Consider the following 26,159-nt stretch of genomic DNA (forward strand, 5'->3'; position numbering starts at 1 on the left):
GAGAATACGATGCGAAAACTCATTCTAGCCGCCGGGACGGTGCTCGCCGTCGGGGCGATGCTCGCTGGCTGCTCATCGGGGAATACCGGTGATTCCTCGTCCGGAGCATCAAACGCGACGGCCAATCACGATACCAAAGCCAACCTCACCTATGCGGTCTGGGATCAGAACCAAGTCGCGGCGATCAAGGCGAACTTGAAGGGATTCAACAAGGAATATCCCAATATCAAAGTGAACGTCGACGTGACGCCGTTCGGCAACTACTGGACCAAGCTCCAGACTGAGGCGTCCAGTGACACCCTTCCAGATCTGTTCTGGATGAATGGACCAAACTTCCAACTGTATGCGTCCAACGGCAAGATCGAACCAATCACCTCTGAGGTAAAGTCGGGTGCAATCGACCCGGCGAACTATCCGAAGTCGCTCGATCAGATGTACTCGCTTGACGGCGTGCAGTATGCGGTGCCGAAGGACTTCGACACCATTGCCGTGTGGGTGAACAAGGCCCTCTTCGAGAAGGCCGGTGTCGCGTTACCTCAGGTCGGCTGGACCTGGGACGACTTCCAAAAGACCGGCGCAGAGATCTCACAGGCCCTGAAGGCCGATGGTGACTATGGTGCCGCCGCCGGCATGGATGGACAGACCACCTACTACGACACAATCTTCCAGGCGGGAGGTTACGTCGTCTCCGCGAACGGCAAGAAATCGGGATATGACACACCCGAATCGCAGGCAGGCATCCAGTTCTGGACCGACCTGATCAAGTCGGGCGCCTCGCCGACAATGGCTCAGTTGACCGAGACTACCGCAGACCAGTGGTTCCTCTCCGGCAAGTTGGCCATGTACCAGGGCGGATCCTGGTTCCGCGCGGGGCTGATTGGCAACAAGATCGAAAGCGACATCATGGTCGTCCCGCTGCCCAAGGGCAAGGATCAGGCCACGGTCATCCACGGCGTCTCGAATGTCGTGGCGGCAAACAGTAAGAACAAGGCGGCCGCGCAGGCGTTGCAGGTCTACCTCGCAAGCAAGTCGGCACAACAGCAACAGGGTGATATGGGCGCGGTGATACCGGCGTTCAACAAGACTCAGCAGGGGTTTGTGAAGTCGATGCCGGACGCGCACCTGCAGGTGTTCCTCGACGAGCTCAGTTACGCCAAGCCGCTGCCGATCTCCAAGAATACGGCGGCCTGGAACGCGCTGGAAGCTAAGTTCCTGCCCGACGCATTCTCCGGGAAGGTGCCGGTCGCCACAGCTCTGAAGGAGCTAGCCACCCAGATGGATGCCGCACTGGCGAAGGAGTGACGACATGACGATGCGCGCGCAAGCGCGTGGCGAGACCCAAGCTGGAACGGCTCACGCTGAGGTTCGCAACAGCGATCCTCGGCGTGGGGCGAGCCGCTGGCGTAGCGACGGAGTATGGCCCTGGCTGTTCACAGCCCCGTTGCTGGTCGGGGTCGGGGTCTTCTATATCTGGCCGATCCTGCAGACGTTCTGGTACTCATTCACGAAGGGCGGCCCCTTCGGAGGAGCAACCTTCGACGGTTTGACGAACTACCAATCCATGTTCGCCGACCCGCAGTTCTACCAGTCCCTGCTGAACACTGCGATCTACACGGTGATCGTGCTCCTCGGAATCCCGATCGCGGTCTGGTTCGCGGCCCTGCTCGAAACGCCCGGACTGCGCTTCGCCCAGTTCTACCGGGTGCTGTTCTTCATGCCATTTATCGCGATGCCCGCAGCGATCGCACTGGTGTGGCGGATCATCTTCAACGGTGACTTCGGTATCTTCAACTGGGCGCTCTCGCTCTTTGGGATCGTGGGGCCGCACTGGATCGCGGCTCCCGGATTTGCACTGCTAGCCGTCTCGATCGTCGGGCTGTGGTCGTCGCTCGGGTTCTCGATGATCATCCTCGGCGCCGCACTCAAGGACATCCCGCCTGACCTTTACGAGGCGGCACGCGTGGATGGCGCGTCTCGGTCCCGGCAATTTCGATCCATCACGGTGCCGCTGCTCACCCCGAGCATCTTCTTCGTACTGATCATTACCACGATCAGCAGTTTCCAGCTTTTCGACCTGCTGTATGTGCTACTGGGTAGCAACAACCCGGTGTTGCCTCACACGATGTCGGTCGTTTTCTACTTCTACTCGTCCGGATTCGTCGATAACGACAAAGGTCTCGCGGCCGCCATCGCGATGGTGATCTTCGTACTCATCGGGCTGATCACGCTGATCCAGTTCCGGCTTCAGAAACGGTTGGTGCAGTCATGAGTGGCACGATGACACGGCAGATTCTGGTGACTCAGAAAGATGCCCCCCGCAGGATGCCGCGGGATGGCAGGCTCTGGTGGGTTCACCTCGTGCTGGCGGTGGGCGGGTTCGTGATGACCTTCCCCTTCCTGTGGCAGATCGTCATGTCGCTGTCCACGCAGGCTGAAGTGCAGTCGGTCACTCCCACTTTCTGGCCGTCGGTGCTGCAGTGGCAAAACTATGCCGACGTATTCCGCCTGCTGCCCTTCTTTAGCCAGCTGCAGGTCTCGGTGCTGATCACCATCATCCAGACCGGCGTGCAGATCGTGCTCTGCACGTTCGCGGGATATGCCTTCGCCCGCATGCATTTCCGCGGCCGGATCTTCCTGTTCGGAGTAGTCCTCTCGATACTCCTCATTCCTTCTCAGGTCTATCTGCTGTCGCAGTACCAAATCGTGCAATCCCTCGGCTGGCTCAACACGTTGATGGGGATCGTCGCGCCGGGTCTGTTCAGCGCTTTCGGCACTTTCCTGATGTACACCGCTTTCAAAAACCTGCCCATCGAACTTGAGGAAGCCGCGCGCCTCGACGGCGCGGGCCCATTCCAGATTTTCACCAAGGTGATGTTGCCGCTCGTTGGCCCGAGCATCAGCGTCTTGGCCATCACCACAATCCTGTTCTCGTGGAATCTGCTGCTGTGGCCCTTGGTTGTCTCGACCCAGGCCGATCAGATGCCGCTGGCGGCAGGGTTGGCAACCCTGTCAGGCAACCGACAGATCAACTATCCCGTCCTGATGGCCGCCAGCCTAATGGCGATGGCACCGGTGCTGATCATGTTCATCGTGTTGCAGCGCCGCGTCATTGACGGACTAGCCTCTACAGGACTCAAGGGCTGAAGGAACGGCTCGATTCGTATTCGATAGCGGATTCGGTGCGAGCCGGTACAGGCGAACCGACTGCGGCCCCGCGTCAATGTGTGTCAGTGGATTCCTCAAAGCGTCCGCACTCGACATCGTCGCCCAGCCCGGCCAGTAAACGCAGCTGCGAAGCCTGCGCCAGCCACAGGAGCGCGGCTGGACCTGCTCATCGACAGCCTGGCTGACCGCGCAACCCCGCTCACGTCACGGCCGTCCCGCAGGCGGGCTGGACTACTCCGGAGTCAATCCTGGCCTCTTGCCCCATGGAGATGCGCCATCGCCCGAGCTCTCGAATGTGCCGCGGGCGTGCGCATCCAGACCGTCCGCCTAATCGAGCGTGATCTGCACGTCGAGACGCGCTCGGCCCTCGACTGGGTCGAGGCCGCGATCGGCGGCGGCGATCTCGGCCAGCGTCTCCATTTCGTCGCTGCAAGCGGAGCAGCCGCGCAAGTGGGCACGGAGATCCTCAGGCAACGGCACGTGTCGATCGAGAAGGTCTTCGAGTGCCGAATCAGAGCGCTCGAAACACTCGTCACATGACAGCCACGGTTCGAACGGGCCGGTCGCCTGTTCTACGATGGCGTCGGTCCACGAACTCTGAGTATTCATTGCTTCACCCCCCTTCCGAGGGAAGAATCGGGCCCTCCGAGGGAAGAATCGGGCCCTCCGAGGGAAGAATCGGGCCTTCCGCGGGAAGGATCGAGGTAGCCCTGTGCGATCAGACCCTCCCGCAATCGCTTGCGCGCGTCATGCAGGGTTTTGTACACGGTGTTGCGGGTGGTGTTCAGGCGCTCAGCAACCACGTCGATGGGGACGCCTTCAACCACGATCGCGATGAGGATGCGCTGCTGATGCGGGGTGAGGGATCGCGCGATGCACGTGCGCAGTGCATCGGCCAGCGCGGAACCCTCAACGTGCTCGAGCGGGTCGCCGAGCCGCGTCACCGGCTCCGGCACCGACGAGAGGTCGAGTTCGACGCGCGACCAGAGCTCTCGCCGCACCGCCGTCGCCGTGTGCAGGATCGCGAACTTGTACGCCCAGGTCGTAAAACGGCTGCGTCCCTCGAACGTACCCAGCCGAGCGAGGATCGCGACCACGGCCTCGTCGGCGCTCGACTGCACGATAACCTCGGCGCGCGCCCGGCCGAGGCGCGGCGCCTCGCCCATGCGACTGAGCTTGAACCGCGCGGCACGGATCATCAATGTGTGCAATCGACGAATCGCCTCGTTACGTGCCGGCTGGGGGCCCGTGAGCCGACCCACCCAGTCGTAGGCGGGGTCAACCAGATCTCCGGCGATGGATTCCTCCACCGACAAATAGGCATCGTCGAGTTCACTGTCCGGTGCAGCGTCGTCTCGCTCGAGCACCCCGTCCGCGTGGTTCTCCATGAACTGTTTGTATCACCGAACACACAGTTCTTACCCTGAATCTTCAGATTCGCTTCGCCCGGTAAGACATCAGGCTGCCGCGGCACTCATCTGACATGACAGAAAGCCAGCCCTCAACCAAGAAAGGCACCTGATCATGAACAGAATCAACGGCCACCCGCGAATGGCCCTCACGACGGCGGCACTGACGACTATCGGCCTGCTGGGCACGATGGGGCTCGTCGGATGCAGCACCACAGACGCAGCGCCGGCCTCCGCAGCACCGCCAGCCGCCGTATCGATGGTGGACATGTCGTCACAGCACAGCACCACAGCGATGTCGACGCAGGTCGGCTTGTACACGGCGATGGCGCACCTGTGGGCGCAGCACATGGAGTGGACAAACGCCACGGTCGTCGCATTCGCCGAGGGATCGTCGGCGCTGACGCCGACCCTGAGCCGCCTGCTCCAGAACCAGACCGACATCGGTAACGCGATCAAGCCGTTCTACGGCGATGCGGCTGGCGACCAGCTGACGACGCTGCTGAAGGAGCACATCAACGATGCGGTACCGGTTCTGACCGCAGCGAAGGCCGGGGACACCGCAGCGCTGAACACCGCCGTCGATGCCTGGTACGGCAACGCCAAGGCAATCGGCGACTTCCTCGCAGCGGCCAACCCGAACTGGAAGACGGCCGACATGGAGGAGATGATGCACGTGCACATCACCCAGACGATCGCATACGCGACCGACGCACTGGGAGGCGACTACGCGAAGGAAATCGTCGACTACGGCACTGCCGAACAGCACATGCAGGAGATGTCCGACATGCTGAGCGCCGGCATCATTCAGCAGTTCCCGAAGCAGTTCAAGTGACCACCGTGCGAGATCCGGCTGCGCCGGCGACCAGCGCGCTCACCCGCGCTGGCACCGGCGCAGCCACCCGCGCACTCGGCACGAACGACCCGGCGCGATCTCCGCTGGGCAGCCGGTCGCGTGGCGGACTGTTCCTGACGGTGCAGAAGCGTCGAACCGTGGCAATCGTGCGGATCGCGTTCGGTTTGATCTGGGCGGTCGACGCTGGGTTGAAGTGGCTCCCCTCCTTCGCGCAGCACACCCTCCTCGCCAAGCTGTCCGAAGTCGGCGACGGGCAGCCGGCCCCGGTGCACGCGTGGATCGACAGCTGGACACGCCTGGTCGCAACCGATCCCCGCGCGTTCGCCATACTGCTGGCGCTGGCCGAGTCACTGATTGCAATTGGGCTACTCACCGGCAGTCTGACCAACGCGGTCTGTTCCGCTGGAGCGGTGCTCTCGATGACCATCTGGACAACGGGAGAGGGATTCGGCGGCCCATACGGCGATGGTGCGACCGACGTCGGGGCTTCCCCCGCGTACGTGATCGCGTTCGCCTTGCTGGGTGTCGTCGGAGCCGGTGGAGCGTGGGGATTCGACCGGTGGCTGCACTCCAAACTCGGGCGGATGGCGTGGCTCAGCAGCCGGCCTGCGTGAACCGGCGAGCGACGAACGGCTATGCGTGAGTGGGCTACAGCGCCCGCCACAATGGGCGGTCAGCACAAATCTGCCGCACAGGCGATGCAATGTGTACTGGTATACCAGGAGGCAGAATAAACTCGCGACATGACCGCTGATGCCGCACTCACCGCCGAGTCCATCGCCGAGCTTCGCTCCCAGGTGGCGGGCGCGGTGTTCGGTCGCGACGACGACGACATCGCGGCGGAGGTCGCCTGTTTCAACCGTTCGCGCACACAGGACCCGGATATCGTGGTCGGCGCCGCGAACGAGGCCGACGTCGCCGCGGCCGTGCGATTCGCGGTGCGGCACGGCCTGCCGGTGCGGGTTCAGGCCACAGGGCACGGTTCGGGCAAACCGCCGGCGGGCGGCGTCATGATCACCACGAAACGCCTCGACAACGTGCGGATCGACCCGCAGACACGGCTGGCGACACTCGGTGCCGGCGTCCTGTGGCAGAGCGTCGTGGAAGCCGCAGCCACATTCGACCTCGCCCCGATCGTCGGCTCCTCCGTCTCAGTCGGCGCCATCGGCTACACGCTCGGCGGCGGACTCGGACCGCTGGCACGCAGTCATGGTTTAAGTTCGGACTGGGCACGCCGCTTTCGCGTCATCACCGCCACGGGCGAAATCACTACCGCGGATGCACACACGAACACCGACTTGTTCTGGGCGTTGCGCGGCGGCAAGGGCGGGTTCGGCGTCGTCACGGAAATGACAATCGAACTCGCGCCGATTCCCGCGCTGTACGCCGGCGGACTCTACTTCGAGGGAGCGGAAAACATTGAGGCTGCGCTGCGCGGTTGGGCTGCCTGGCTCCCGGATGCGCCCGCACGAGTGTCGACATCCGTCGCATTGCTGCGCCTACCAGACAAGGACGATGCGCCCGACGACCAGCCTCATCGCAGCGTTCTGCACCTGCGATTTGCATACCCGGGCGAGCTCGCGGAGGGCGAACGGCTTGCCGCGCCGTTGCGAGCGCTCGCCCCCGTGCAGCGCGACACGATTGCCGCACTACCGCTCGCAGACATCCGTGCGATACACGAAGACCCAGAAGAGCCGCTGACCCTCAAATCGTTCTGCATCGAGCTGAGCGCGCTCGACCCAGAGCTGGTCACCGCATTTCTTCAGAGCGTCGGACCCGGTTCTGACTCGCCGTTCTTCGAATCGGAACTGCGACACCTGGGCAGCGCCGTTGCCAAAGACACAGCGGATACAACCGCAGCGGGCGGACGCGAAGGCGCGTTGATGCTGCGCCTTGTCGCAACCGGCAAAGCCGAGTTCCCGGCCGCGGCGGCGCGGGCCGCACAGCTGTTCGCATCCGCGAAGAGACTCACCGTGCCGATCACAAGCGTGAACTTCGCCGGCGACATGGCAGTGCCGGCAAACTTCGATGCCGCTTGGTCGGCGCCGATCCGCGACCGACTGGCGCAGGTGCGTGCACTGTACGACCCGGATGGAGTGTTCCCGTTCGGGCCTCAGCAGGTCGCTGCGCTGGGCAACCTTCGATGACCTCAATGCCGACAGCACACGCGCATCCCCGCCGCACCATGGCCGCGCTCTGCGTCGGCACGGCACTCAGCGCCTTGAACTCGGGCATGATCGCGGTCGCCCTCGCCACGCTGCGTCGTGACTTCACCCTGGATCTCGCCACTGTCACCTGGGTGATCACGACCTACTATCTTGCTTCGGCTGCGCTGCAGCCGCTGATGGGGCGCATCGCGGACCGCCATGGGCCCAGGCGCCTCTTCACCTTCGGAATGGCTGTCATCATTGTGACCGGCGCCCTGACACCGTTCGCACCTGCGTTCTGGATCGTCTGTGTAGCACGCATCCTGTTCGCAGTCGGCATGGCAACCGCGTTCCCGTCCGCGACCGCGATGCTACGCGCGATTTCGGAGAAATCCGGCGTGAGCGCCTCGAAAATGATCGGGCGAATCCAGACGATCGACACGGGAACAGCGGCCATCGGCCCGATCATCGGTGGAGTCCTGATCACCCAATTCGGCTGGCAGGCGATCTTCTGGATCAACGTGCCGCTCGCTGCAATCGCCCTGGTCGGCGTGCTTCTGCTTGCGCCGGCCGACGGCATCCGGCGCAGCGTGCCCATTCGGGAGACGCTCGTGGAATCCGACATCCCAGGAATTCTCGCCTTCTCGGCGTCGATCATCGCCATCCTGACGTTCCTGCTCGGGCTGCCGAGCAACCCTCGCTGGTGGCTTCTCGCCGTCGTCGTCGTGATGGCGGCGCTGTTCGTCTGGCGAGAACTGCACTACGCCCACCCGTTCATCGATCTGCGGCTGCTCGCAGCCAACACGCCGCTCCTGCGTGTGTATGCCTGCTTCCTGCTGGTCAATCTGCTGTTCTACACGGTTCTGTTCGGGCTGCCGCCGTTTCTCGAAGAAAACGGCGGCTACAGCGCGGATGTCGTCGGCGCGCTCATGATCCCGCTCGCAGCGTTTACGGTATTTCTGAGTCCGCTCGTGGAAAAGCTGATCGACAGGCGCGGCCTGCGGTTTGCGCTGATCCTCGGTGGCGCAGGATCGGTGATCGCGGCAGCGATCATGGGTGTGCTCGCCGCCTCGACCGCTCCGCTGGTCGTCATCCTCGTCGGTTCTGCGCTCGGCATCCCGTATTGCGTCTTGCTGATCGCCCTGACCCAGGCGCTGTATGTGGCCGCTCCGGCAGGACAACGGGGCCAGGCGGCCGGCTTGTTCCAGACCACGCGATGCCTGGCCGGCATCAGTTCAACCGTCATCGTCGGCATTTCATTCTCGACGGGAACCACGTCTGAAAACTGGTCCCTGATGGCCACCGTCGTCACGGTGCTCGCGGCCGCGTACCTGATCTTGGTGATCGTGTGGCGGGCCCGCCCTCGCGCTGAGACCGTCACCGGATAATCAGGGCCGCGGAGTCCCAAGCCGCGGCCTTCAGCTACTTGGTCGGCGTCGGTTTGGGCGTCGAAGTCGGCGTTGACGTCGGCGTCGATGTCGGAGTCGCAGACTCGGCGGCGAGCGCCGCGGCGATCGCATCCTGCAACTGCTTGTCTGCGACACCGTATGCCGCCCAGTCACCGGCCGTCAGCGCAGCCTGGCGGGCCGAGATTGCGGCCTGAGCGTCAGCGAGCGCCTTCTGCAGCGCCGCGTTGTTCGCGGCAGAGCCCGTACCGGGCGTCGTCGTCGAGGGCGGAGTCGTCGGGTTCGTGACAACACCCGTGTCACCGGTGGTCGCACCCGAGTTTCCGCCGAACAGCACGTCCAGCGCTTGGCTGAGCGTGTCTTCGAACGCGATCTTGTTGCCGAAAGCGACGAGGATCTTCTGCAACAGCGGGTAGCTGGTCGTGCCCTTCGACTGCACGTATACCGGCTCGACATAGAGCAGCCCACCACCGACGGGTAGCGTCAGCAGGTTGCCGTTCTTCACGTCGGTTGACCCCTGCCTGAGCAGGTTGAGATAGGTCGAGACTGTCGTGTCTGCGTCGAAATTGGCCTGAACCTGGCCCGGGCCCGGCACGTTGTCGTTGGATGGCAGGCGCAGCATCCGCAGAGTTCCGTAGTCTTTCGCCACCTGGCCAGGGGTACTGCCGGCATTCGCGTCGACGGCGAGATAGCCGCGCAGAACACTGCGGTTGGATTCACTGGTCGCCTCTGGAATATAGGTCGAATACAGCGAGAACGTCGGTGCGCTCTGCCCAGGCATCTGCATCGTGAGGTAATACGGCGGCTGGGTGTTATTGACCGAGTTCGGGTCTTCCGGTGTCTTCCAGGCATCCTCACTGGAGAAGTAGGAGCCCGGATCGGTGACGTGGTACGTGCCGAGGATGCTGCGCTGCACCTTGAACAGGTCGGCCGGGTAGCGCACGTGGCTGAGCAGCTCGCCGCTCATCGAACTCAGCGGCTTGAGGGTCCCGGGGAAGATCTTCTGCCAGGTCTTCAGAATCGGATCACTCGTGTCCCACGCGTACAGCGTGACCTTGCCCGTGTATGCGTCAACCGTTGCTTTGACCGAGTTGCGAATGTAGTTGATGTCGTCCATCGGATACAACTGCTTCGGCGTCTGGGTGTCTGCGATCGCATCGCTGAGGCTCTGCTGGGCCGAGTAGGGGTAGGCGTCGCTGGTGGTGTAGCCGTCGATGATCCACTGAACACGCCCGTTGATCACACTCGGGTACGGGTCGGAATCCAGCGTCAGATACGGCGCAACGGCGCGCACGCGTGACGCGGGGTCTCTGTTGTACAAGATTTGCGAATCCTTGTTCACCGCGTTGGAGAGCAAGATCTCCTGATCCTGGAACTTGAGCGCATACACGAGCTGATTGAAGACGTTGTCGAGCTTCGGCCCGCCGTTGCCGCTGTAGGTCGTGTAGGTCTGCTGGTTCGCACCGGTGCCTGCCGGGTAATCGAGTTCGACCGGCTTACTGCTTGCTGGTGCGCCGACAATCGAATACTTCGGCGAATCCGTGCCGAAATAGATCCGCGGCTGGTAGTTGCCGAGCTTGCCCGAGGTCGGGATGCCGGACTCGAGGAAGTTGGGCTGACCGTCAGACGTGCGCTGGTTGCCGTAGGCAGCGACGACACCATAGCCGTGGGTGTACACGATCGTGTCGTTGTACCAGTTCTGCGCCGCACCGAGGCCCGACTGGTGAAGCTCACGAGTGGACACCACGGTGTCCTGCTCTTTACCGTCGATGTTGTAACGGTCCACATACAGAGTCTGCGGGAAGCCGTAATACTGTTTGAACTGCTGCAACTGGCCGAAAGCAGGCGACACGATCGCGGGGTCGAGGATGCGGATGCTCGCGGTGGTGGTCGCATCCTTTCGCAGTTGCCCTGCCTCAGCGTCGGTGACCGCGTTGTACGACTTCACCTGCACGTTCGACACCCCATACGCGTCACGCGTTGCGTTGATCGATCGCGTGATGTACGGCGCTTCGATTGTCTTGATGCTCGGTTCCACCTGGAACTGTTGCACACCCCAGGGGAAGAGGGCACCGACGACGATGGCGGAGACCAGCAGCAGCGCTGTGCCGACCATCGGGAAACGCCAGCGACCGATAAACGCGGTGAGCACGAACAACAGCGCCACGACGATCGCAATACCCGCCAAGATCGTGCGCCCCGGAATCGTGGCGTTGACGTCGGTGTAGGCAGCACCGTTGATCATGTTGTGCACATTGCTGTCGGTCAGCGTCACGTAGCGGTCGAGCCAGATGCTGACGGCCTGAAGAAGCAGATATAGCGCTGCAATCACGGCGATCTGCACGCGTGCAGCCTTCGAGATGCGCACCTCGCGACCGCTGATCCTGATGGAACCGTACAGGTAACTGGTTGCCAACGTTGCGATGAGCGCGATGATGACGACGGCGGATGAGAACCCGACGAGCCCACGGTAGAACGGCAGGTCGAACAGGTAGAACGAAATGTCCAGATGGAACAGCGGGTCGGTCTTGCCGGACGGCGTGCCGTTCAACCACATCAACGTGGTCTGCCACCGGCTCGCCGTTGCCACCCCCGAGAACAGCCCGAAGACGATCGGGATGCCATACATCGCCAGCCTTCTCAGCGGCTCGATGACCTGCTGGTAACGATCCAATTGACCGCTGAGCTTTGCATAGACCGGTCGTAGCCGGTATGCCAGTTGCATCGCCAACCAGAGCGGCAACGCCATCGCCAAGAAGCCGATGATGAACAGTACGACACCGGCGGCCCACTGGGTCGTGAGCACCTCTAAAAAGCCGACCTGCGAATACCAGAGCACATCCGCATAGAGGCTGGCGAAGATGAAGAAGCCGATCAGCAGGGCGACGATGATCGCCAGAGTGATCCAAATGGCCGCTCGTCGAGACCGATTCGGCCGCGCTGTTGCTGTGGATGTCACGTGTTTGCCCTCATCGGTGTTCTGTCCAGGTCGCTGTGCTGTGCAAGCGTGGAATAACCATCCTAGGCGCGGATGCCTGTGGATGCGCTCGGGCCGAGCAGTGCGACCGCCGGGACCGGGTCTCGCAGCAGAACGACGCGGTCACTTGGCGGGGCACGCGGGCAGCCCCGCGATATTGCCCTTCTCGCTGATGGTCTTGAGCACCGTCAGCGAGTCCTTCAGCGTCTTGACCGCGAAAACGCGGATGCCGTTCGGAATGTGGCCCGTCACTTCGTCGCAATTGGACGCGGGGGCGAGAAACCATTGGGCACCGGCGGCGCGTGCACCGAACATCTTCTGTTGGATGCCACCGATTGCCCCGACATTGCCCTCATTGTCGATCGTGCCTGTGCCTGCGACACGCTGTCCGTCATTGAGCGCACCAGGCGTGAGCTTGTCGATGATTCCGAGCGCGAACATCTGCCCGGCGCTCGGCCCACCCACGTTGTTCAGCTGGATCTTCACGTTGATCGGGAAGGTGTAGTCCATGCCGGCACCGATTCCGAGGATGACGGCACCGTCGCGATCCGTTGGTGTGACGGTGACGGTCTGCGTGGCGCCTTCGCGCGTGATGCCGAGTTTGGCGGGATTGCCCGCCCCGTTCTTCGCCAGTGCTGAGCGCAGCGACTGCACTCCGGGAATCGCAGTGCCGTTCACCGTGTTGATCTCGTCGCCCACCTTCAGCGCGCCGGCTGCCGGTGTGCCGGAGATCACCTGTTTGACCGCCACCGCCTGTGGAAACTTGTAACCCAGTTGATTCAGCGCGGCTGCGATCGCGTCCTGCTGCGAATCGACCATCATCTGTTCGTTCTGCTGATTCTGCTCGTCGACCGACACAGACGGCGGGAACGCGACATCAACCGGGATGACCGCCATGCTCGGGTCGAACCACGCCTCGATCACGTCGAGCCAATTCGGCAATTGCTTCGGGTTGCCCTGCACACCGACGGTCAGCAGATCAAGGCTGCCGGAGGTCGGATAGGTTTTGGTGTCCGGAATTGAAATGAGCCGCTGCGGGTTGCTGCCAGCTGCTTGCTTCGGCCACACCGGCTGATCGTAACCCAACGTGTTGAACACCGGCCCCGGCTGCTCGATCACGTAGGGCGCAGGGCTCACACCCAGCACCAACACGGCGACTATTGCGATCGCGAGCAGCACCCATCCGACAATGACGCTCCGCCGCATTCGGGGCCGGGCTGCCGGCTGCCACTGCGGCACCCGGGCTGATTCCGAGTCGTCAGCAGAGAACAGCGTCACGTGCCACGGTCCTTCCTCGCTGGCGTGTTCGCGACGGGCGGACACCTCGATGCACGAGCTTAGGGCAATTCCCATCCACCGCCGAGCAGCACAGGTTAGCGTAGATTCTGCGCCTGAAAGGTTGCCCTGGTATGAAAGAGGCGGATGAGATGGCTGAGAACGAACCCGACAACGCCGACAACGCCGACGACGAGTTCCAGAACATGCTGCGCGACATCCTGTCCGGCAACTCCTCGATCGACCCGAGCCAGCTGGCGGGCGCGGCGGGGCTGCCCAATGATCCTGCCGCGATCCAGCAGCTGCTCGGGCAGCTGCAGAACGCCATCCGAAACGGCTCAGACGGCATCAACTGGAATCTCGCGCTCGAGCAGGGCAAAGAACTCGCGGCGAAGGATGCGAAGCCCACCGACCCAGCGCAACGCGCCGCTCTCGAACAAGCCTTCCACGTTGCTGCCCTCTGGCTCGACGAGGTCACAGACATTTCGGCTCTGGTGCTGGAACCTCAGCTGATCGGGCGCCCGGAGTGGGTGCGATTGACGATGCCGCTGTGGACGCAGTTGGCCGAACCGGTGGCCACGAGCATCTCGAACGCGCTGACCCAAGTGCTCCAAGAGCAAGCCCCAGAAGAGATGCAGGCGATGCTTGCAGGCGCAGGCAACGTGGTGCGTGCTGTCGGCGGCACCCTGTTCGCGATGCAACTCGGCCAAGTAGTCGGCCAGCTCGCCTCAGAAGTGGTCTCGGGAGGCGATGTCGGCATCCCTCTGCTTGAAGACGGCACGGCTGCCCTCCTGCCACAGAACGTCTCCGAGTTCGGAGAAGGGCTCGACATTCCCGTCGACCAGGTGGCGCTGTACCTCGCGGTGCGTGAATTAGCACACGCCCGTCTGTTCCGGCACGCCAAGTGGTTGCGGCTGCAACTGCTGACCTCGATCACCGAGTTCGCCAAAGGGTTGCACATCGACACGCAGCGGATGCAGGAGCTCGCGGAGAGCTTCGATCCGGCTAATCCAGAGGAATTGCGGCAGGCCATGGTCAGCGGTGCGCTGATCCCGCCGAAGACCGAGGCGCAACTGGCGGCGCTGGGCCGCTTGGAGACCATGCTCGCCCTGATCGAAGGCTGGGTCGACGTCGTCACGGCCAGAGCGACCGCCCGCCTGCCGAAGACGGATGCCGTGGCGGAGACGGTTCGGCGCCGTCGCGCGGCCGGCGGGCCCGCCGAGTCCGCGTTCGCCACGTTGGTCGGGCTTGAATTGCGGCCGCGTCGGCTGCGCGAGGCTGCCGCGCTGTGGCAAGCGGTGACGGATGCCGTCGGAAACGACGGCCGGGACGGCCTGTGGTCGCATCCCGACCTCCTCCCGACCTCGGAAGACCTGGACAATCCGGCCGCGCTCGTTGCGCGCCTGTCCGCCGCAGCACGCGGCGAGGAACCGGAGTTGGACGAGGTGGATCAAGCGCTCGAAGACCTCTTGCGCGACGACGGATCCGACCGCCCGACCGAAGCCTGATCGTCGGAGCGACTCGGCGAGGGCAGCGCTGCGCCGCCGCCTGTGGATAACTTTCGCGCGGCATCCGCGAAAACCGGCATCATTCCTTCATGGTGCTTCGACTGAATCCTCGCATTCCGGTTCTCTGGCGAAACCCGTATTGCATGCAGGTGGGGGTTGACATCCCCACCTGCACGCTCCCGGATGCCACCACCGCGACCCAGCGCATGCTCGCGGCACTTGCCGTCGGCGTGCCACGCTCCGGCCTTGAGTTGATCGGCACCGAAGCCGGCGCGACACCGTCGGAGATCGCGGCACTTCTTGCCGCACTGCGCCCCGCCCTGCTGCCGCAGACGGTCGAGGGTGCAGTTCTTCCGCCCCGGCCGCGGGTCGCCGTTGACGGAATGGGTCGCTGCGCGGTGCTACTGCGCGAGCTGATCCCGCAGAACGGAATGGATGTGGCAGACGAAGATGCCGGCGTGATCGATGCCGCGGTGATCGTAGCCCGCTTCGCGATCACCCCGGCACGGCACGGCGCGTGGCTGCGTCGCGACATCCCGCATCTGCCCGTCGTATTCGGCGACCGGTTTGTGCGGATCGGCCCGTTCATTGAACCCGGCGACGGCCCCTGTCTGCACTGCATCGAGCTCGAACGGGTCGATGCGGATCCAGCCTGGCCTGCGATGGCGACCCAGCTCGCCGGCAAGAACGCCGCCGCCGAGACCACGCTCGGCTCCGCGGATGCTGCAACGCGCGCAACCCGTATTCTGGCAGCACGTCTGGTGGGTTCGCCCGGCGGGCTGAGCGCGAGCAGCAGCATCCTGGTCGACGAAAGCTCCGGGCTCGTCAGTGCATTCGCACACTGGATTCACGAGGACTGCCGGTGCCGATCTCTGCCAGAAAACGTGACGGAACTCGCTGGAGCGCGCGACCGCTCCCCTGGGCGGACCAGCTCAACTGCAGGCGGCGTCGCGCGCGCGTGATTCCGACATACAGCAGGCGGCGTTCCTCGTCGATCTGGTCGAAGGTGGTCGCATAGCTCATCGGCACGAGTCCTTCACTGAGCCCGATCAGGTAGACCGATTCCCATTCGAGCCCTTTCGCGGAGTGCAGCGTTGCCAGGGTCACCGCCGACACGGTCGGCTCATGCTGACCCGCCTGGCGCTCCAGCAACTCATCGGTGAAGCGGCGCAGCGTCGTCGTAGGGTCAGCCTGGTCGACCAGCCCCATGATGGCATTCAACGACTCCCAGCGATCGCGTACGGCCCCGCGTGCTTCCGGCTGCTGCTGCGACCAGCCGAGAGAGCGCAGAACGTCGCTCACCGATTTGAACAGCGGCTCACCGGTAATCGACACTGACGCGCCACGCAGTGCCAGCACGGCCTGTCGCACTTCGGGCAGATCGAAGAAGCGCTTCGCACCCCGGATTTGAAAGCTGATTCCGGCATCGTTCAGTGCTGTTTCCAATGCCGCGGCCTGCGCGTTGACGCGATAGAGCACTGCAATCGACTCCGGTTTCACCCCCGCGGTCAACTGCTCCTGGATGCCCGCTGCGACACCGCGGACCTCGGCCATGTCGTGCGGATACGCCGTGACTGTCGGGATTGCGCCGGTCGGGGCGGGGCCGGTCGAGATTGGGCCGGTCGGGGCTGGGCCGGTCGGGGCTGGGCCGGTCGAGATTGGGCCGGTCGCTGCGTCGGTGGCAGCTGTGTGCAGCACGATCGCTCCGGGGCGGCCGCGCATGAGGCGGTTGGCCGTTGCGACGATGGCCGGGCTCGAGCGGTAGTTCTGTTCGAGCCGCACGACGGCAGCGTTGTCGTATCGTCGCGGAAAGTCCAGCAGGTAAGAACTGCGCGCACCGGCGAATGAGTAGATCGTCTGGCTTGCGTCGCCGACGACGCAGACGTCGTTGCGCCCACCGAGCCACAGGTCGAGCAGGTTCTGCTGGAGCGGTGACACGTCTTGATACTCGTCGACGACGAAGAACCGGTATTGCTCGCGCACGTGCATTGCAACGGACGGTTCCGTCTCGATCATGCCGGCACAGGCCAGCAGCACGTCTTCGAAGTCGATCTGACGCCGCTCGTCTTTGAGTTCCTCGTACACCCGTTGCAACTGAATCAACTGGTCTGCACTCAGCCCGTCTGGGATGCTGCGGCGCGCGGAACCGGGCGAGCTCGCGGTGGCGCCGACGGCATCCGCATACTGGTCGATGCTCAGCGCGGAGACTTTGCGCCACTCGATCTCTGCGGCGATGTCACGCAGCGTCGCGGTGTCCACTTTGATCTTCAGTCGTTCGGCGGCGTGCCCGAGAAGCCGCGCCTTGCCGTCGAGCAGTGTCGGCAGCTTGCCGCCGATCACCAGCGGCCAGAAATAGTTGAGCTGGCTCAGCGCCGCAGCGTGGAAGGTGCGCGCCGCGACGCCTCCAGCGCCGAGCAGGCGCAACCGGCCGCGAAGTTCGGCGGCGGCACGGGCGGTGAAGGTCAAAGCCATCACCCGGTTCGGAGCGTACACGCCCGTGGCGACGCCGTACGCGACGCGATGAGTGATAGCGCGCGTCTTACCGGTGCCCGCCCCGGCGAGCACGCAGACCGGGCCGAGCAGCGCCTCCGCCGCGACGCGTTGCCCGGCATCAAGCGCCTCGAGCAGCGCCTCCGGGCCTGGCGCGTTCATGTCGCCTGCGCTCGAACGTTCTCACTCGGCGGTGCGTCGAGCGGCCCTCCGTACCAGTCGGCCACGATCGCGTGGGCGATGGATGCTCCGCCCGGCAACAGCAGGTCGTCGCGTTCGCGCCAGAGGTCGTCACGACTGAACCAACGTAGCGCGAGGATCTCTTCGCCGTCCGGCCGTAATGCTGCCGGGTCTTGATCTTCCGCGATCCAGCAGCGGAATCCGACCATGATCGACGCCGGAAACGGCCATGGTTGCGACGCCAAATACCTCGGGTCGACGACCCGCATGCCGGACTCTTCGAGAATCTCCCGCGCGACCGCGGATTCGAACGACTCGCCTGCTTCAACGAAACCGGCCAGCAACGACCAGCGGTTGTTCTCCCACATCGCGTTGGAACCGAGCAGTAGCCGGTCGTCTCGATCGAGCACCGCTGCGATGATCGCCGGGTCGGTGCGCGGAAACACTTCGTTGTCATCGACCAGGCAGTGGCGCATCCACCCACCCTGCTCAACAACGGTCGGCGTTCCGCACCGCGGGCAATGGGTATGAGACGCATGCCAGTTCGTGATCGCCAAGGCTTCAGTGAACACTCCGGCGTCCCGATCGCTCAACTCAGCTGCGACACTGCGCAGGTTCACCCAATGCGATTCATCAGGATCGAGTTCAGCGGCGGCAGCGTCCGTCTGCACAACGGCGATCACGGGCGTCCCAGCGGGTTCGATGTCTGAGGCCTCGAGGGTCAGCCCGAGATAGACCCGCACGAGCGCCGAGGTCACCGCGTCTGTCGGAAGCAGCGCGAGCGCGGGCGGAGTTGCAGCATCCGGATTCGGAGCCCGAAGGAGCGCGCGGCCGCCCCACAGCGGCACGAGCCGTGTCTTCGGGTCTGCGAGCAATTCATCGAAGAGCGCCGGGTGCATCCTTCGACCCGCGTCCCGGTCCACGGCGGTCCGAGCCAGGGGCAGCTGCGCCTGCCAGGAGTCTCGCATTCTTCTTCCTTGTGCGTCTTCGTGCACCGAACCTCTCCTGGTTGCGAACTGCTACGCAGGCGTGGCGAACGGCATGAGCCGGGGCATGTCGACCTACCCTAGACGGTATGGCCAGATCCCATCTCACTCTAGCCGCGCTGGCTACCTCCGCTGTCGCGGGACTTGATGTCGCCGGCACCCGCAGTTACAGCTACGGCGGCCACGGCGATTACGACGCCGCGCTGCTGAACGGGCGCGACGGACGCGAGTTGATCATCCGTGTGCCGACGTCACAGGTTGCTGAAACGGAGCAGAGTGCGGACCTGGTCGCGTTGCGTGCGTTGACGGCGGGCACCAGGGGGCGGCTGCCGTTTGACGTTCCGACGTTCGTTGGTCAGGCACCGGTCGGAAGTACCCGCGCCGTCGTCTACGACTTTCTTCCCGGTGACAAAGTGGCCGTCGAAGACATCCAGCCCGGCGAGGATGGTCTGGCCGGCTCGATCGGGCGCGGGATCGCTGCCATCCATTCACTGCCGACCGGATTCGTCGGCGATGCCGGCCTGCCGGTGCTGAACTCAGCCGATTCGCACACGGCAACTGTTGCGGTTATCGATTCGGCGGCCGCGACCGGACTGCTGCCGGCCGCACTGCGCGACCGCTGGCGCGATGCAGCGAGCGACAACGCGCTCTGGCAGTTCCAGCCCGTCGTGATCAACGGCGCGTTGTCCGTGGATTCCTTACTGATCTCGGACGAAACCGTTGTCGGCGTACTCGGCTGGTCCGCTCTCAGCGTCGGAGACCCCGCGCGCGATCTGCACTGGATGCTCGGGATGCGCGGCGACGCGGCCGAGAGCGCACTGGGCGCCTACGGTGCCGCACGACAGGTGACGACCGACCGGCAGTTCATCCGTCGCTCGATGCTGTATGCGGAACTCGAAATCGCACGCTGGCTGCTGCACGGTCGCGAACTGCATGACCAATCGATCGTCGACGATGCCGTCTCGATGCTCGCATCGCTCGCCGACACGGTGCATAGCGACAGCGCTACACCGCTCAATCTGGAGACCGGGCCGATCATGGCCGTCACGGATGTCGAAGCCATGCTCGAACGCACACCGCTCGGCCGCGACGACGACTACGCCGTCGGCCTCGAGCCTGTCGACGACCGCGAGGGCGATCGGCCTGCACCCAACGAGGACTGAACCGGCGTGATCCGACGCTACTGCGTGCGCAACGCACGTCGCCAGCGGGCTAGGAGTTGTTGTTCGTCGTCGACATGCTCTGGCGTGATGATCGCGTCGTCCGCGACGAAATAAAAGAACGCATCGATGCGGTCGGGGGCGACATCGGCCCAATGCGCGTACGCGGCCCGATACAGGGCCAGCTGAAGCTGCCTGCGTTCGAGGTCGTCAGCATCCGCCGGTGCCATGCCGGTCTTCCAATCGACGACCTGGTAACGGCCGTCCTCCTCGTACACTGCGTCGATCTTGCAGATGACGATGCGCCCGTCGAACGGCAAATGGATCTCGCGCTCGACCTCGATCGGGCGGCGCCCGGCCCACGGAGAGGCTTCGAACGTCGCCTGCAGGCGGGCGAGCTCGCTTTCGGCGACCGAGTCCGGCTCGAGATCCAATTCCGCGTCGAACGCATCGATCGTCTCGCTCGTGCCGCCGACGCCGTAGCGCTGTTCAACCCACTCGTGGAAGAGCGTGCCGAGCCGGGTCGCCCGATACGGCCTCTCGGGCATCGGCCGCCGCAATCCGGCGGCTACCGCGGACGGGTCGCTCACATAGTCCTTGAACCGTGAGGCGGGCACGCGTGTCGGCAACTGGATGGTCCCCGCGCCGTCGAGGCGACGGCGGCGTTCCTCAAGCAGCACGTCCAATTCGTGTTGCCACACGCCAGCATCACTTGGCGCACTCGCGCGCACCAACTCAGCGGCTGCTTCCACCGACTCGCGCCGATTGCCGAGCGGATCCAGCGGCCAGGCAAAGGTGTCGTCGACCTCGCCGAGCGGATTCTCTTCCAATTCGCTGCTTTCAGGCAGCGACCCGATGACCCCAGCCTCCGACAACTCGACGAGAAACGGGCTGGGAACACGCGGCCGGGTCTGGGTGGCCCAGAACGAACCGCTCAGCAGTAGTGCATGCCGGGCGCGGGTGACGGCGACATACGCCAGCCGTCGCTCCTCCAATTCGTGGCGGTTCTTGACCGCCGCTTTGAATGCATCCCGTTCATCCAACAGTTCCTTGCGGGTCTGCGCTGAGCGCCAGTCGAACACCGGCAACTCGTCACAGTCGCCGCGAAACTCGTACGGCAGTTGTCCGAAACCGAGCCACCCTCCAGACCCGTCGCTTGCGGATGCCGGCAGCTCGCTGTCAACGAACCGCGGCACGACCACGACATCCCATTCCAGCCCTTTCGACCCGTGAACGGTCAGCAGTTGCACCGTGCCCGGTTCCGGTTCCTCCGGGCGCGGTGCCAGCCCGTCCCGCCACTCCGCCTCGCGCAACCAGCCGAGGAAGCCGGCGAGCCCGGCCGTTTCACTAACGGCAAGATAGCCGTGCAGCGCGTCGAAAAAGGCGTCCATGTTCGCGCGGGCAGCCCGGCCACCTGGCCGGCTCTCGTTCGCGGTCACCTCGATGTCCAGAAGCAGCTCCTGCTCGACGAGCGTGACGAAGTCGATCAGGTCGAGGCCGGCCCGAGCGCGCAGTCGGGCGAAGAGTCCGCCGGCCTGACGCATCCGTTCCAACCCTGCTGGACTGAAGGCACGCAACTGGCTGTGGCCATCGCGCGCGTGCGCGACGAAGTCGAGCGCTTCGACAACCGAGCCGCCCTCCCCTTCTGCGACGGATGCCCGCAGCCTCTCTCGCACCTCCTCGTCCAACGGTTGCTGGGCGTAGTCGCGATCCCGCAGCCCGGACGCCACACGACTGAGCGCATGCAGGTCGCGCACCCCGATTCGCCAGCGCGACCCGGCCAACAGCCGCACGAGTTCCGACCCGGCGGTCGGATCGTTGACCACGGCGAGCGCGCTGACCAGGTCGGCGATTTCGGGCTCGGCGAGGAGCCCACCGATGCCCAGCACGTGGTAGGGCACGCCGTGCCGGCGTAGCGCGTCAATGAACGCGCCCTGCGTCTTACGCGCGCGGAACAGCATCGCTGCTTTGGGTTTTTCTTGGCCATCGCGCGTTGCCAGCCGTTCCTTGAGCCAGCGTGCACTCGCGTCTGCCTCGTCGGGCAGTGTCTCCTCGATGATCACCTCGACCCGCCGATGGGATGCGTTCGGCCCCGCAGTCAGCTTTTCAACCCGCACAGTTTCAACCGGCACGGTTTCAACCGGCACAGTTTCAACCGGCACAGTTTCAACCGGCACAGTTTCAACCGGCAAACCGGTGCCACCCCCCAGCGGCGCGACCAGGGCGTTGGCGACGGCGAGGATATCGTGGCCATTGCGCCAACTCGTGGTCAGCACAAATTGCTCGCAGTGCCCACCGCCGAACTGCGCCCCGAATTGGTCCAGGTTGCCGGCACTCGCGCCGCGCCATCCGTAGATTGATTGGTTCGGGTCGCCGACGGCCATGACGGGGTGATCGGCGAACAGTTCGGACAGCAGCCAGGTTTGCACCACCGACGTATCCTGATACTCGTCGAGCAGCACGATCGCGTGGCGTTCGCGCAACTCGGCGGCCACCCGCGGCACCCGGCGCACGATATCGAGAGCGAGCGCGACCTGATCGGAGTATTCGACGAAGCCACGCAACCGCTTCGCATCCGCGAACCGCTCTGCAAGGTCGAGCAGTATCGGCAGCGCCCCGATGCTGCTGGCCAGTTCGGCGGCCGCCTCATACGCTCCGCGTCCTCCAGGCGGCAGTTCGCCGAGCGCCGCGAATTCCTGCGCCATCGCGCTGACCTCCGCCGCGGACGCAACGTTCTCACTCAGCGCGTGGCTCAGGCTGAGCACGGCTTTCGTTACGCCATCGACGTTCTTGTCGAGCGTTGGCAGACGCGGGTCGGAACTGCCCACGACGATTGTGCGCGCCAACTGCCAGGCGCTGGCCTCACCGAGCACTGCGCCGTCACTTTCCCGACCGATCAGGATCGCATTGTCGCGAAAGATGCTGTTCGCAAACGAGTTGTACGTTGCAACGTTCGGCGGGTCGAATGGGTCGTAGTCGCTCGGCATCAGCCCGACGTCGGCAAGCTTGCCAACCCGTTTTCGGATGCGTTCGGCCAACTCCCCCGCTGCTTTGCGGGTGAACGTGAGCCCGAGGATCTCGCCTGCGCGCACGTGCCCATTGGCAAGCAACCACAACACGCGATTGGCCATGGTCTCGGTCTTGCCGCTTCCGGCGCCCGCGATCACGAGGGCTGGCGTCAACGGCGCCTCGACGACCGCTTGCTGTTGGGCCGTCGGCGGTGGGTTGCCGAGAGCCCGCGCAATCTGAGCTGCGCCGATCATCGGCGAACGCGGCTGCACAAAGTCAGTCACTGCTGACCGCCCTCACCCGATGCAGCGCGCGCTGCGCCGTGTTCATGCCCCACTGCGTCAACTCCCGCGCACCTCTGAACTCAGCCGCAGCCATGCCGATCGCGGCCTGGCGGATGCGCGTTCGAAAGCCCTCGAGCTCTTCTTCAGTGAGTGGAGCCTGCACCGCTTCGCGATACAACTTCTTGCGCACCCCCTTCTTCACGTAGAGCAGTTTCGCGCCCCCGGAGTGATGCACGCCCAGTTCATCGAGGAACTGATCCAGCACCCCCGACGCATAGGCGAGCTGGTAAGCACCGAGCTGCGGATGTGCGTCGATCTCGTCTTGCCGGGTGATCGCAGCGCCCGTCTTCAGGTCGACGATGACGACTCCACCGTCGGCGGCACGTTCTAGTCGATCGATCGAACCGTTGACCCTCGCGCGGCCGACGTCGAGATGAAAGCGACGTTCTGCTGCGACGAGTTGTTTGCCGTCCCGTTCGAAGTCGGCGAGATACTCCGCCACACCCGCGGCCAGGATGCGTGCTGCTCGCTGCTGTTGCTCGGCAATCCACGGCGACTCGAACAGCAATTCGTTCCAACGGCTCTGCACGCTGGCCCAGACCGTGTCGAGGGTGGCATCGGTGGCGGTCTCCATGGCCCAGTGCACGATCGTGCCGATGCCCATGGCGGTGCTCGTCTGCGAGCCGGAGACCGTGTCGATGAACCAGTCCAACGGCGAATCTTCGAAAGCCTGCAATCGCGATGGAGACACCGGCACCGGTTCCTCATCGAGGTACAGAGGCTCCTTCGTCGACAGTTCGATCAAGCCGTGCCAGTCTGCGGGGTCCGCCCCCGGCACGCGTTGGGCCGCCAGCTGGGCCAAGCCCGCGGCTGCACTGTGTCGTCCAGTGCTGTTTTGTTCAGTGCTGTTTTGTTCAGTGCTGTTTTGTCCAGTGCTGTTTTGTGCGGTCGTACGCTGCGACGTCGAAACTCGACCTGCCGCAGGCTGCACCTCTGAGGCGAACCGGTCGGCCCGTGCGACTGGCGTTGTGAGTTCGCGGCGCAGCCGCCCCGTCAGATCGCGTAGCGACAGCGGAGCACGGCCGGAATCCACGACGACCGCCGACTCCGGCAGCAGAGCGAAGAAGACGCTCGCGGACTCGTCTTCGTTGGAGACCGCCGCCAGTATGACCTGGCGGCGAGCGCGGGAAAGCGCGAGCGCGAGCATCCGCAGTTCGTCGCCGAGTACTTCCTTGCGGCCATCCAGCGCAGCGTCGCCGAGACCCGTCACCACACGAACAAGCTGACCCGGATAGAGCAGGGAGCCGCGCAGCCGTAGATTCGGCCAGATGCCGTCTTGCAGGCCGGCGACCGCGACGACCTCGAATTCGAGCCCGACCACACCCTGCGGTGTCGTGACCAGCACGGCTTCGGTCGCGGCCTGAGGCGCCAGAGTGTCCTCGGGAACTTCGGCGTCGAGCACGCTGTCGAGGAACACAGTCGCTCCGGCGGTCGGGTCGCGTTCGACGAACCGCTTCGCCGCGGTGAACAGCGCAAGGATGCCGTCGAGGTTGCGATTCGCCTCCGTGGCGACGATGCCGCTGCCGAGCGCCTGATCGAACCAGACAGACGCGAGGCCGCTCTTCTCCCACGCCAACCACAGCAGTTCTTCGATGCTGCCCCCGGAAGCCGCGAGTTGCCGCAGGTCATGCAAGGTCTGAGCCAGTTTGGCAGCGTTGCGACCCACCCGGTCGTCGATCGTGGTGAAGCGCCCTGGGGCTTCCAACGCGTCGACGAGCAGGTCATCGCCGGTGCGATTGCCTCCGCCTGCAAGCTCTTCGGCGCGCAGAGCGAGGCGTAGGCGGCGCAGGGTCAGTTTGTCGAGCCCTCCGAACGGCCCCGTCAGCATCGCCGTCGCGTTCTGCGGCGTCAGAGCGGTGCGGCCGATGCCCGTGTCGATGATCGTGAGCAGGCTGTGGGCGGCATTGTCGTCGCGCAACGGTCGACCGCCCACAGCGGTGTGCGTCGGCACATCGGCGAGTGCTAGGGCGCGAGCGACCGCGGGAACCTGCGCGCCGCTGCGAACCACGACCGCCATCTGCGCCCAATCGATGCCGCACAACAGGTGGTGTTCGCGCAGCACGCGCGCGATCGCAGCCCATTCGCGTGCCGGGGTTTCCGCCTCGATGCGAACGATCGGGTCGACGACGTCGGTCGAGTCGACGCCATCCGGTGGGTCGGCGGCGATCGCGCGACGGTGGCCGACGATCCCGGCCGTGCCGATGCGCTCTGTCACCGTCTGCGTGAGCGCACGCAGCACGGCGCCGTGCCGATACGCGCTCGACAAGAACAGCGTCGCAAGTGACGGAAGCCCCAGCAGTTCGCTCATCCGCCCGAGGCTGTCTGGTTCACCGCCGCGGAAGGCGTTTGCCGCGACATCCGGGTCGCCGAACGCGATCACCGCCGCGCCGCGTGCTGCGAGCGCCCGCAGCAGTGCAACGCCCGAGGTCGTGAGCTCCTGCACATCGTCCACGAGTACGAGGCGCAGGCCGGCAACGGCCTCAGGCGCCTGTCCCGCACCCAGGGCCGTGACGGCGAATTGAACGAGTTCGGCCGAATCGAACTGCTGCGCTCGAGCGCTGCTGATCACCCTGTAGTAGTCGACCAGAAAGCCGGCAGCCGCGATCCACTCGGGTCGATCATGTGCGCCGCCCAGCTGCGCCAACCGCTCCGGCGTCACGCCGTACTCGGTCGCCCTCATCATCAGCTCCCGCAATTCGGTGCGGAATCCACGGAGGCGACGCACGTCGGGCCCGAGCAGGTCGGGCCAAGTCGGGCCTGAGCCGTCTTCATCGTGCCCCGCGAGCAGCTGTGCGATATCGCTGTCCTGCTCACCGCCGGTCAGCAGCCGAGGTGACTGGGCGCCGGCATCGCGTGCGGCATGCCGCACGATGTCAAACGCGATCGAATTGACGGTGCGCGCGATCGGTCCGCTCGTCGCGACCTGCAGGCGCAGTGCGAGCCGATCGCGAAGTCGCGTTGCGGTCGTGCGCGCGGTCGTCAGCACGAGCACGTCGGCGGGCCGCCAACCGCGGTGCAGCACACGATCGGCGACGACCTCGATCAATGTGGTCGTTTTGCCGGTGCCCGGGGCACCGATCACAACGGCGGATGCCGCATCCGCACGTTCGACGACCGTGCGCTGGGACGCATCCAGGGTCACCGCAGCGCCCGGCGAGTCAGCAGCCGGTGCGGCGGCGTCCGGGGCCGTGCGAAAACGCGTTGTGGTCACGTGAGCAAAGGTAGCCGCTTCCACAGACAGTGCCCG

The 26,159-nt window shown here is 64.6% G+C and carries 17 protein-coding genes; 9 read left to right on the top strand and 8 right to left on the bottom strand.

Annotated features, from left to right (window positions below; genetic code table 11):
* Positions 1-9: 9 nt before the first annotated feature.
* The 3 genes from QU604_RS14590 to QU604_RS14600 are packed head-to-tail and all read left to right on the top strand — an operon-like array spanning position 10 to position 3,144.
* Positions 10-1,302, top strand: a complete 1,293-nt coding sequence (locus tag QU604_RS14590) for an ABC transporter substrate-binding protein (protein ID WP_308465347.1) — start codon at positions 10-12, stop codon at positions 1,300-1,302.
* 4 nt (positions 1,303-1,306) lie between these two features.
* A complete protein-coding gene (locus QU604_RS14595) occupies positions 1,307-2,269 on the top strand; it encodes a carbohydrate ABC transporter permease (RefSeq protein WP_308465348.1) in 963 nt (320 codons plus the stop codon).
* Positions 2,266-3,144, top strand: a complete 879-nt coding sequence (locus QU604_RS14600; RefSeq protein ID WP_308465349.1) for a carbohydrate ABC transporter permease — start codon at positions 2,266-2,268, stop codon at positions 3,142-3,144. Before QU604_RS14595 ends, QU604_RS14600 begins: the two co-directional genes overlap by 4 nt.
* A gap of 348 nt (positions 3,145-3,492) precedes the next feature.
* Here the strand turns inward: QU604_RS14600 and QU604_RS14605 are convergent, their stop codons facing one another.
* Together QU604_RS14605 and QU604_RS14610 are read right to left on the bottom strand one after the other, a co-directional pair.
* Entirely contained in the window at positions 3,493-3,774 is a 282-nt protein-coding gene (locus QU604_RS14605) for a hypothetical protein (RefSeq protein ID WP_308465350.1), read from the bottom strand.
* Positions 3,771-4,553, bottom strand: a complete 783-nt coding sequence (locus QU604_RS14610; RefSeq protein WP_308465351.1) for an RNA polymerase sigma factor — start codon at positions 4,551-4,553, stop codon at positions 3,771-3,773. The genes QU604_RS14605 and QU604_RS14610 overlap by 4 nt, the downstream gene beginning before the upstream one ends.
* A 136-nt stretch (positions 4,554-4,689) precedes the next feature.
* On the opposite strand from QU604_RS14610, the gene QU604_RS14615 reads away from it, so the two are divergent.
* From QU604_RS14615 to QU604_RS14630, 4 genes are all read left to right on the top strand, one after another.
* Positions 4,690-5,409 (top strand): hypothetical protein, encoded by a 720-nt coding sequence (locus QU604_RS14615; RefSeq protein WP_308465352.1) that lies wholly within the window; start codon positions 4,690-4,692, stop codon positions 5,407-5,409.
* Positions 5,406-6,044, top strand: coding sequence for a hypothetical protein (locus tag QU604_RS14620; RefSeq protein WP_308465353.1), 639 nt, complete (start codon positions 5,406-5,408; stop codon positions 6,042-6,044). Before QU604_RS14615 ends, QU604_RS14620 begins: the two co-directional genes overlap by 4 nt.
* Before the next feature lie 129 nt (positions 6,045-6,173).
* The gene (locus tag QU604_RS14625) at positions 6,174-7,577 is read left to right on the top strand and encodes an FAD-binding oxidoreductase (protein WP_308465354.1); all 1,404 of its coding nucleotides are present in this window, start codon (positions 6,174-6,176) and stop codon (positions 7,575-7,577) included.
* Between the two features lie 5 nt (positions 7,578-7,582).
* Positions 7,583-8,965: an MFS transporter gene (locus QU604_RS14630; protein ID WP_308465355.1), complete on the top strand. Its 1,383-nt coding sequence runs from the start codon at positions 7,583-7,585 to the stop codon at positions 8,963-8,965.
* Between the two features lie 34 nt (positions 8,966-8,999).
* Here QU604_RS14630 and QU604_RS14635 read toward each other — a convergent pair whose 3' ends face one another.
* Positions 9,000-11,942, bottom strand: a complete 2,943-nt coding sequence (locus QU604_RS14635; RefSeq protein ID WP_308465356.1) for a UPF0182 family membrane protein — start codon at positions 11,940-11,942, stop codon at positions 9,000-9,002.
* Positions 11,943-12,083: 141 nt separating this feature from the next.
* A complete protein-coding gene (locus QU604_RS14640; RefSeq protein ID WP_308465357.1) occupies positions 12,084-13,238 on the bottom strand; it encodes a YlbL family protein in 1,155 nt (384 codons plus the stop codon).
* A gap of 149 nt (positions 13,239-13,387) precedes the next feature.
* Here QU604_RS14640 and QU604_RS14645 point away from each other — a divergent pair, with 149 nt between their 5' ends.
* Entirely contained in the window at positions 13,388-14,743 is a 1,356-nt protein-coding gene (locus QU604_RS14645) for a zinc-dependent metalloprotease (RefSeq protein ID WP_308465358.1), read from the top strand.
* Between the two features lie 825 nt (positions 14,744-15,568).
* Here the strand turns inward: QU604_RS14645 and QU604_RS14650 are convergent.
* Both QU604_RS14650 and nudC read right to left on the bottom strand, forming a co-directional pair.
* On the bottom strand, positions 15,569-17,395 hold the full coding sequence (locus QU604_RS14650; RefSeq protein WP_308465359.1) for an ATP-dependent helicase: 1,827 nt from the start codon (positions 17,393-17,395) through the stop codon (positions 15,569-15,571).
* A complete protein-coding gene (gene nudC, locus QU604_RS14655) occupies positions 17,392-18,381 on the bottom strand; it encodes an NAD(+) diphosphatase (protein WP_308465360.1) in 990 nt (329 codons plus the stop codon). The genes QU604_RS14650 and nudC overlap by 4 nt, the downstream gene beginning before the upstream one ends.
* Positions 18,382-18,488: 107 nt before the next feature.
* On the opposite strand from nudC, the gene QU604_RS14660 reads away from it, so the two are divergent.
* Entirely contained in the window at positions 18,489-19,562 is a 1,074-nt protein-coding gene (locus QU604_RS14660; RefSeq protein ID WP_308465361.1) for a phosphotransferase, read from the top strand.
* 17 nt (positions 19,563-19,579) lie between these two features.
* Here the strand turns inward: QU604_RS14660 and QU604_RS14665 are convergent, their stop codons facing one another.
* Together QU604_RS14665 and QU604_RS14670 are read right to left on the bottom strand one after the other, a co-directional pair.
* Positions 19,580-22,852 (bottom strand): ATP-dependent helicase, encoded by a 3,273-nt coding sequence (locus QU604_RS14665; protein WP_308465362.1) that lies wholly within the window; start codon positions 22,850-22,852, stop codon positions 19,580-19,582.
* A complete protein-coding gene (locus tag QU604_RS14670; RefSeq protein WP_308465363.1) occupies positions 22,845-26,123 on the bottom strand; it encodes a PD-(D/E)XK nuclease family protein in 3,279 nt (1,092 codons plus the stop codon). The genes QU604_RS14665 and QU604_RS14670 overlap by 8 nt, the downstream gene beginning before the upstream one ends.
* Positions 26,124-26,159: the final 36 nt, after the last annotated feature.

The organism is Rathayibacter sp. SW19, from assembly GCF_030866825.1.
GTDB classification, from domain to species: Bacteria; Actinomycetota; Actinomycetes; order Actinomycetales; family Microbacteriaceae; genus Rathayibacter_A; species Rathayibacter_A soli.

Bases quoted from the DNA above. Each gene is read 5' to 3' on its own strand.
- QU604_RS14605 (WP_308465350.1), bottom strand. From the start codon at position 3,774: ATGAATACTCAGAGTTCGTGGACCGACGCCATCGTAGAACAGGCGACC.
- QU604_RS14600 (WP_308465349.1), top strand. From the start codon at position 2,266: ATGAGTGGCACGATGACACGGCAGATTCTGGTGACTCAGAAAGATGCC.
- QU604_RS14660 (WP_308465361.1), top strand. From the start codon at position 18,489: ATGGCCAGATCCCATCTCACTCTAGCCGCGCTGGCTACCTCCGCTGTC.
- QU604_RS14650 (WP_308465359.1), bottom strand. From the start codon at position 17,395: ATGAACGCGCCAGGCCCGGAGGCGCTGCTCGAGGCGCTTGATGCCGGG.
- QU604_RS14590 (WP_308465347.1), top strand. From the start codon at position 10: ATGCGAAAACTCATTCTAGCCGCCGGGACGGTGCTCGCCGTCGGGGCG.
- QU604_RS14615 (WP_308465352.1), top strand. From the start codon at position 4,690: ATGAACAGAATCAACGGCCACCCGCGAATGGCCCTCACGACGGCGGCA.
- QU604_RS14645 (WP_308465358.1), top strand. From the start codon at position 13,388: ATGGCTGAGAACGAACCCGACAACGCCGACAACGCCGACGACGAGTTC.
- QU604_RS14610 (WP_308465351.1), bottom strand. From the start codon at position 4,553: ATGGAGAACCACGCGGACGGGGTGCTCGAGCGAGACGACGCTGCACCG.
- QU604_RS14625 (WP_308465354.1), top strand. From the start codon at position 6,174: ATGACCGCTGATGCCGCACTCACCGCCGAGTCCATCGCCGAGCTTCGC.
- nudC (WP_308465360.1), bottom strand. From the start codon at position 18,381: ATGCGAGACTCCTGGCAGGCGCAGCTGCCCCTGGCTCGGACCGCCGTG.
- QU604_RS14630 (WP_308465355.1), top strand. From the start codon at position 7,583: ATGCCGACAGCACACGCGCATCCCCGCCGCACCATGGCCGCGCTCTGC.
- QU604_RS14595 (WP_308465348.1), top strand. From the start codon at position 1,307: ATGACGATGCGCGCGCAAGCGCGTGGCGAGACCCAAGCTGGAACGGCT.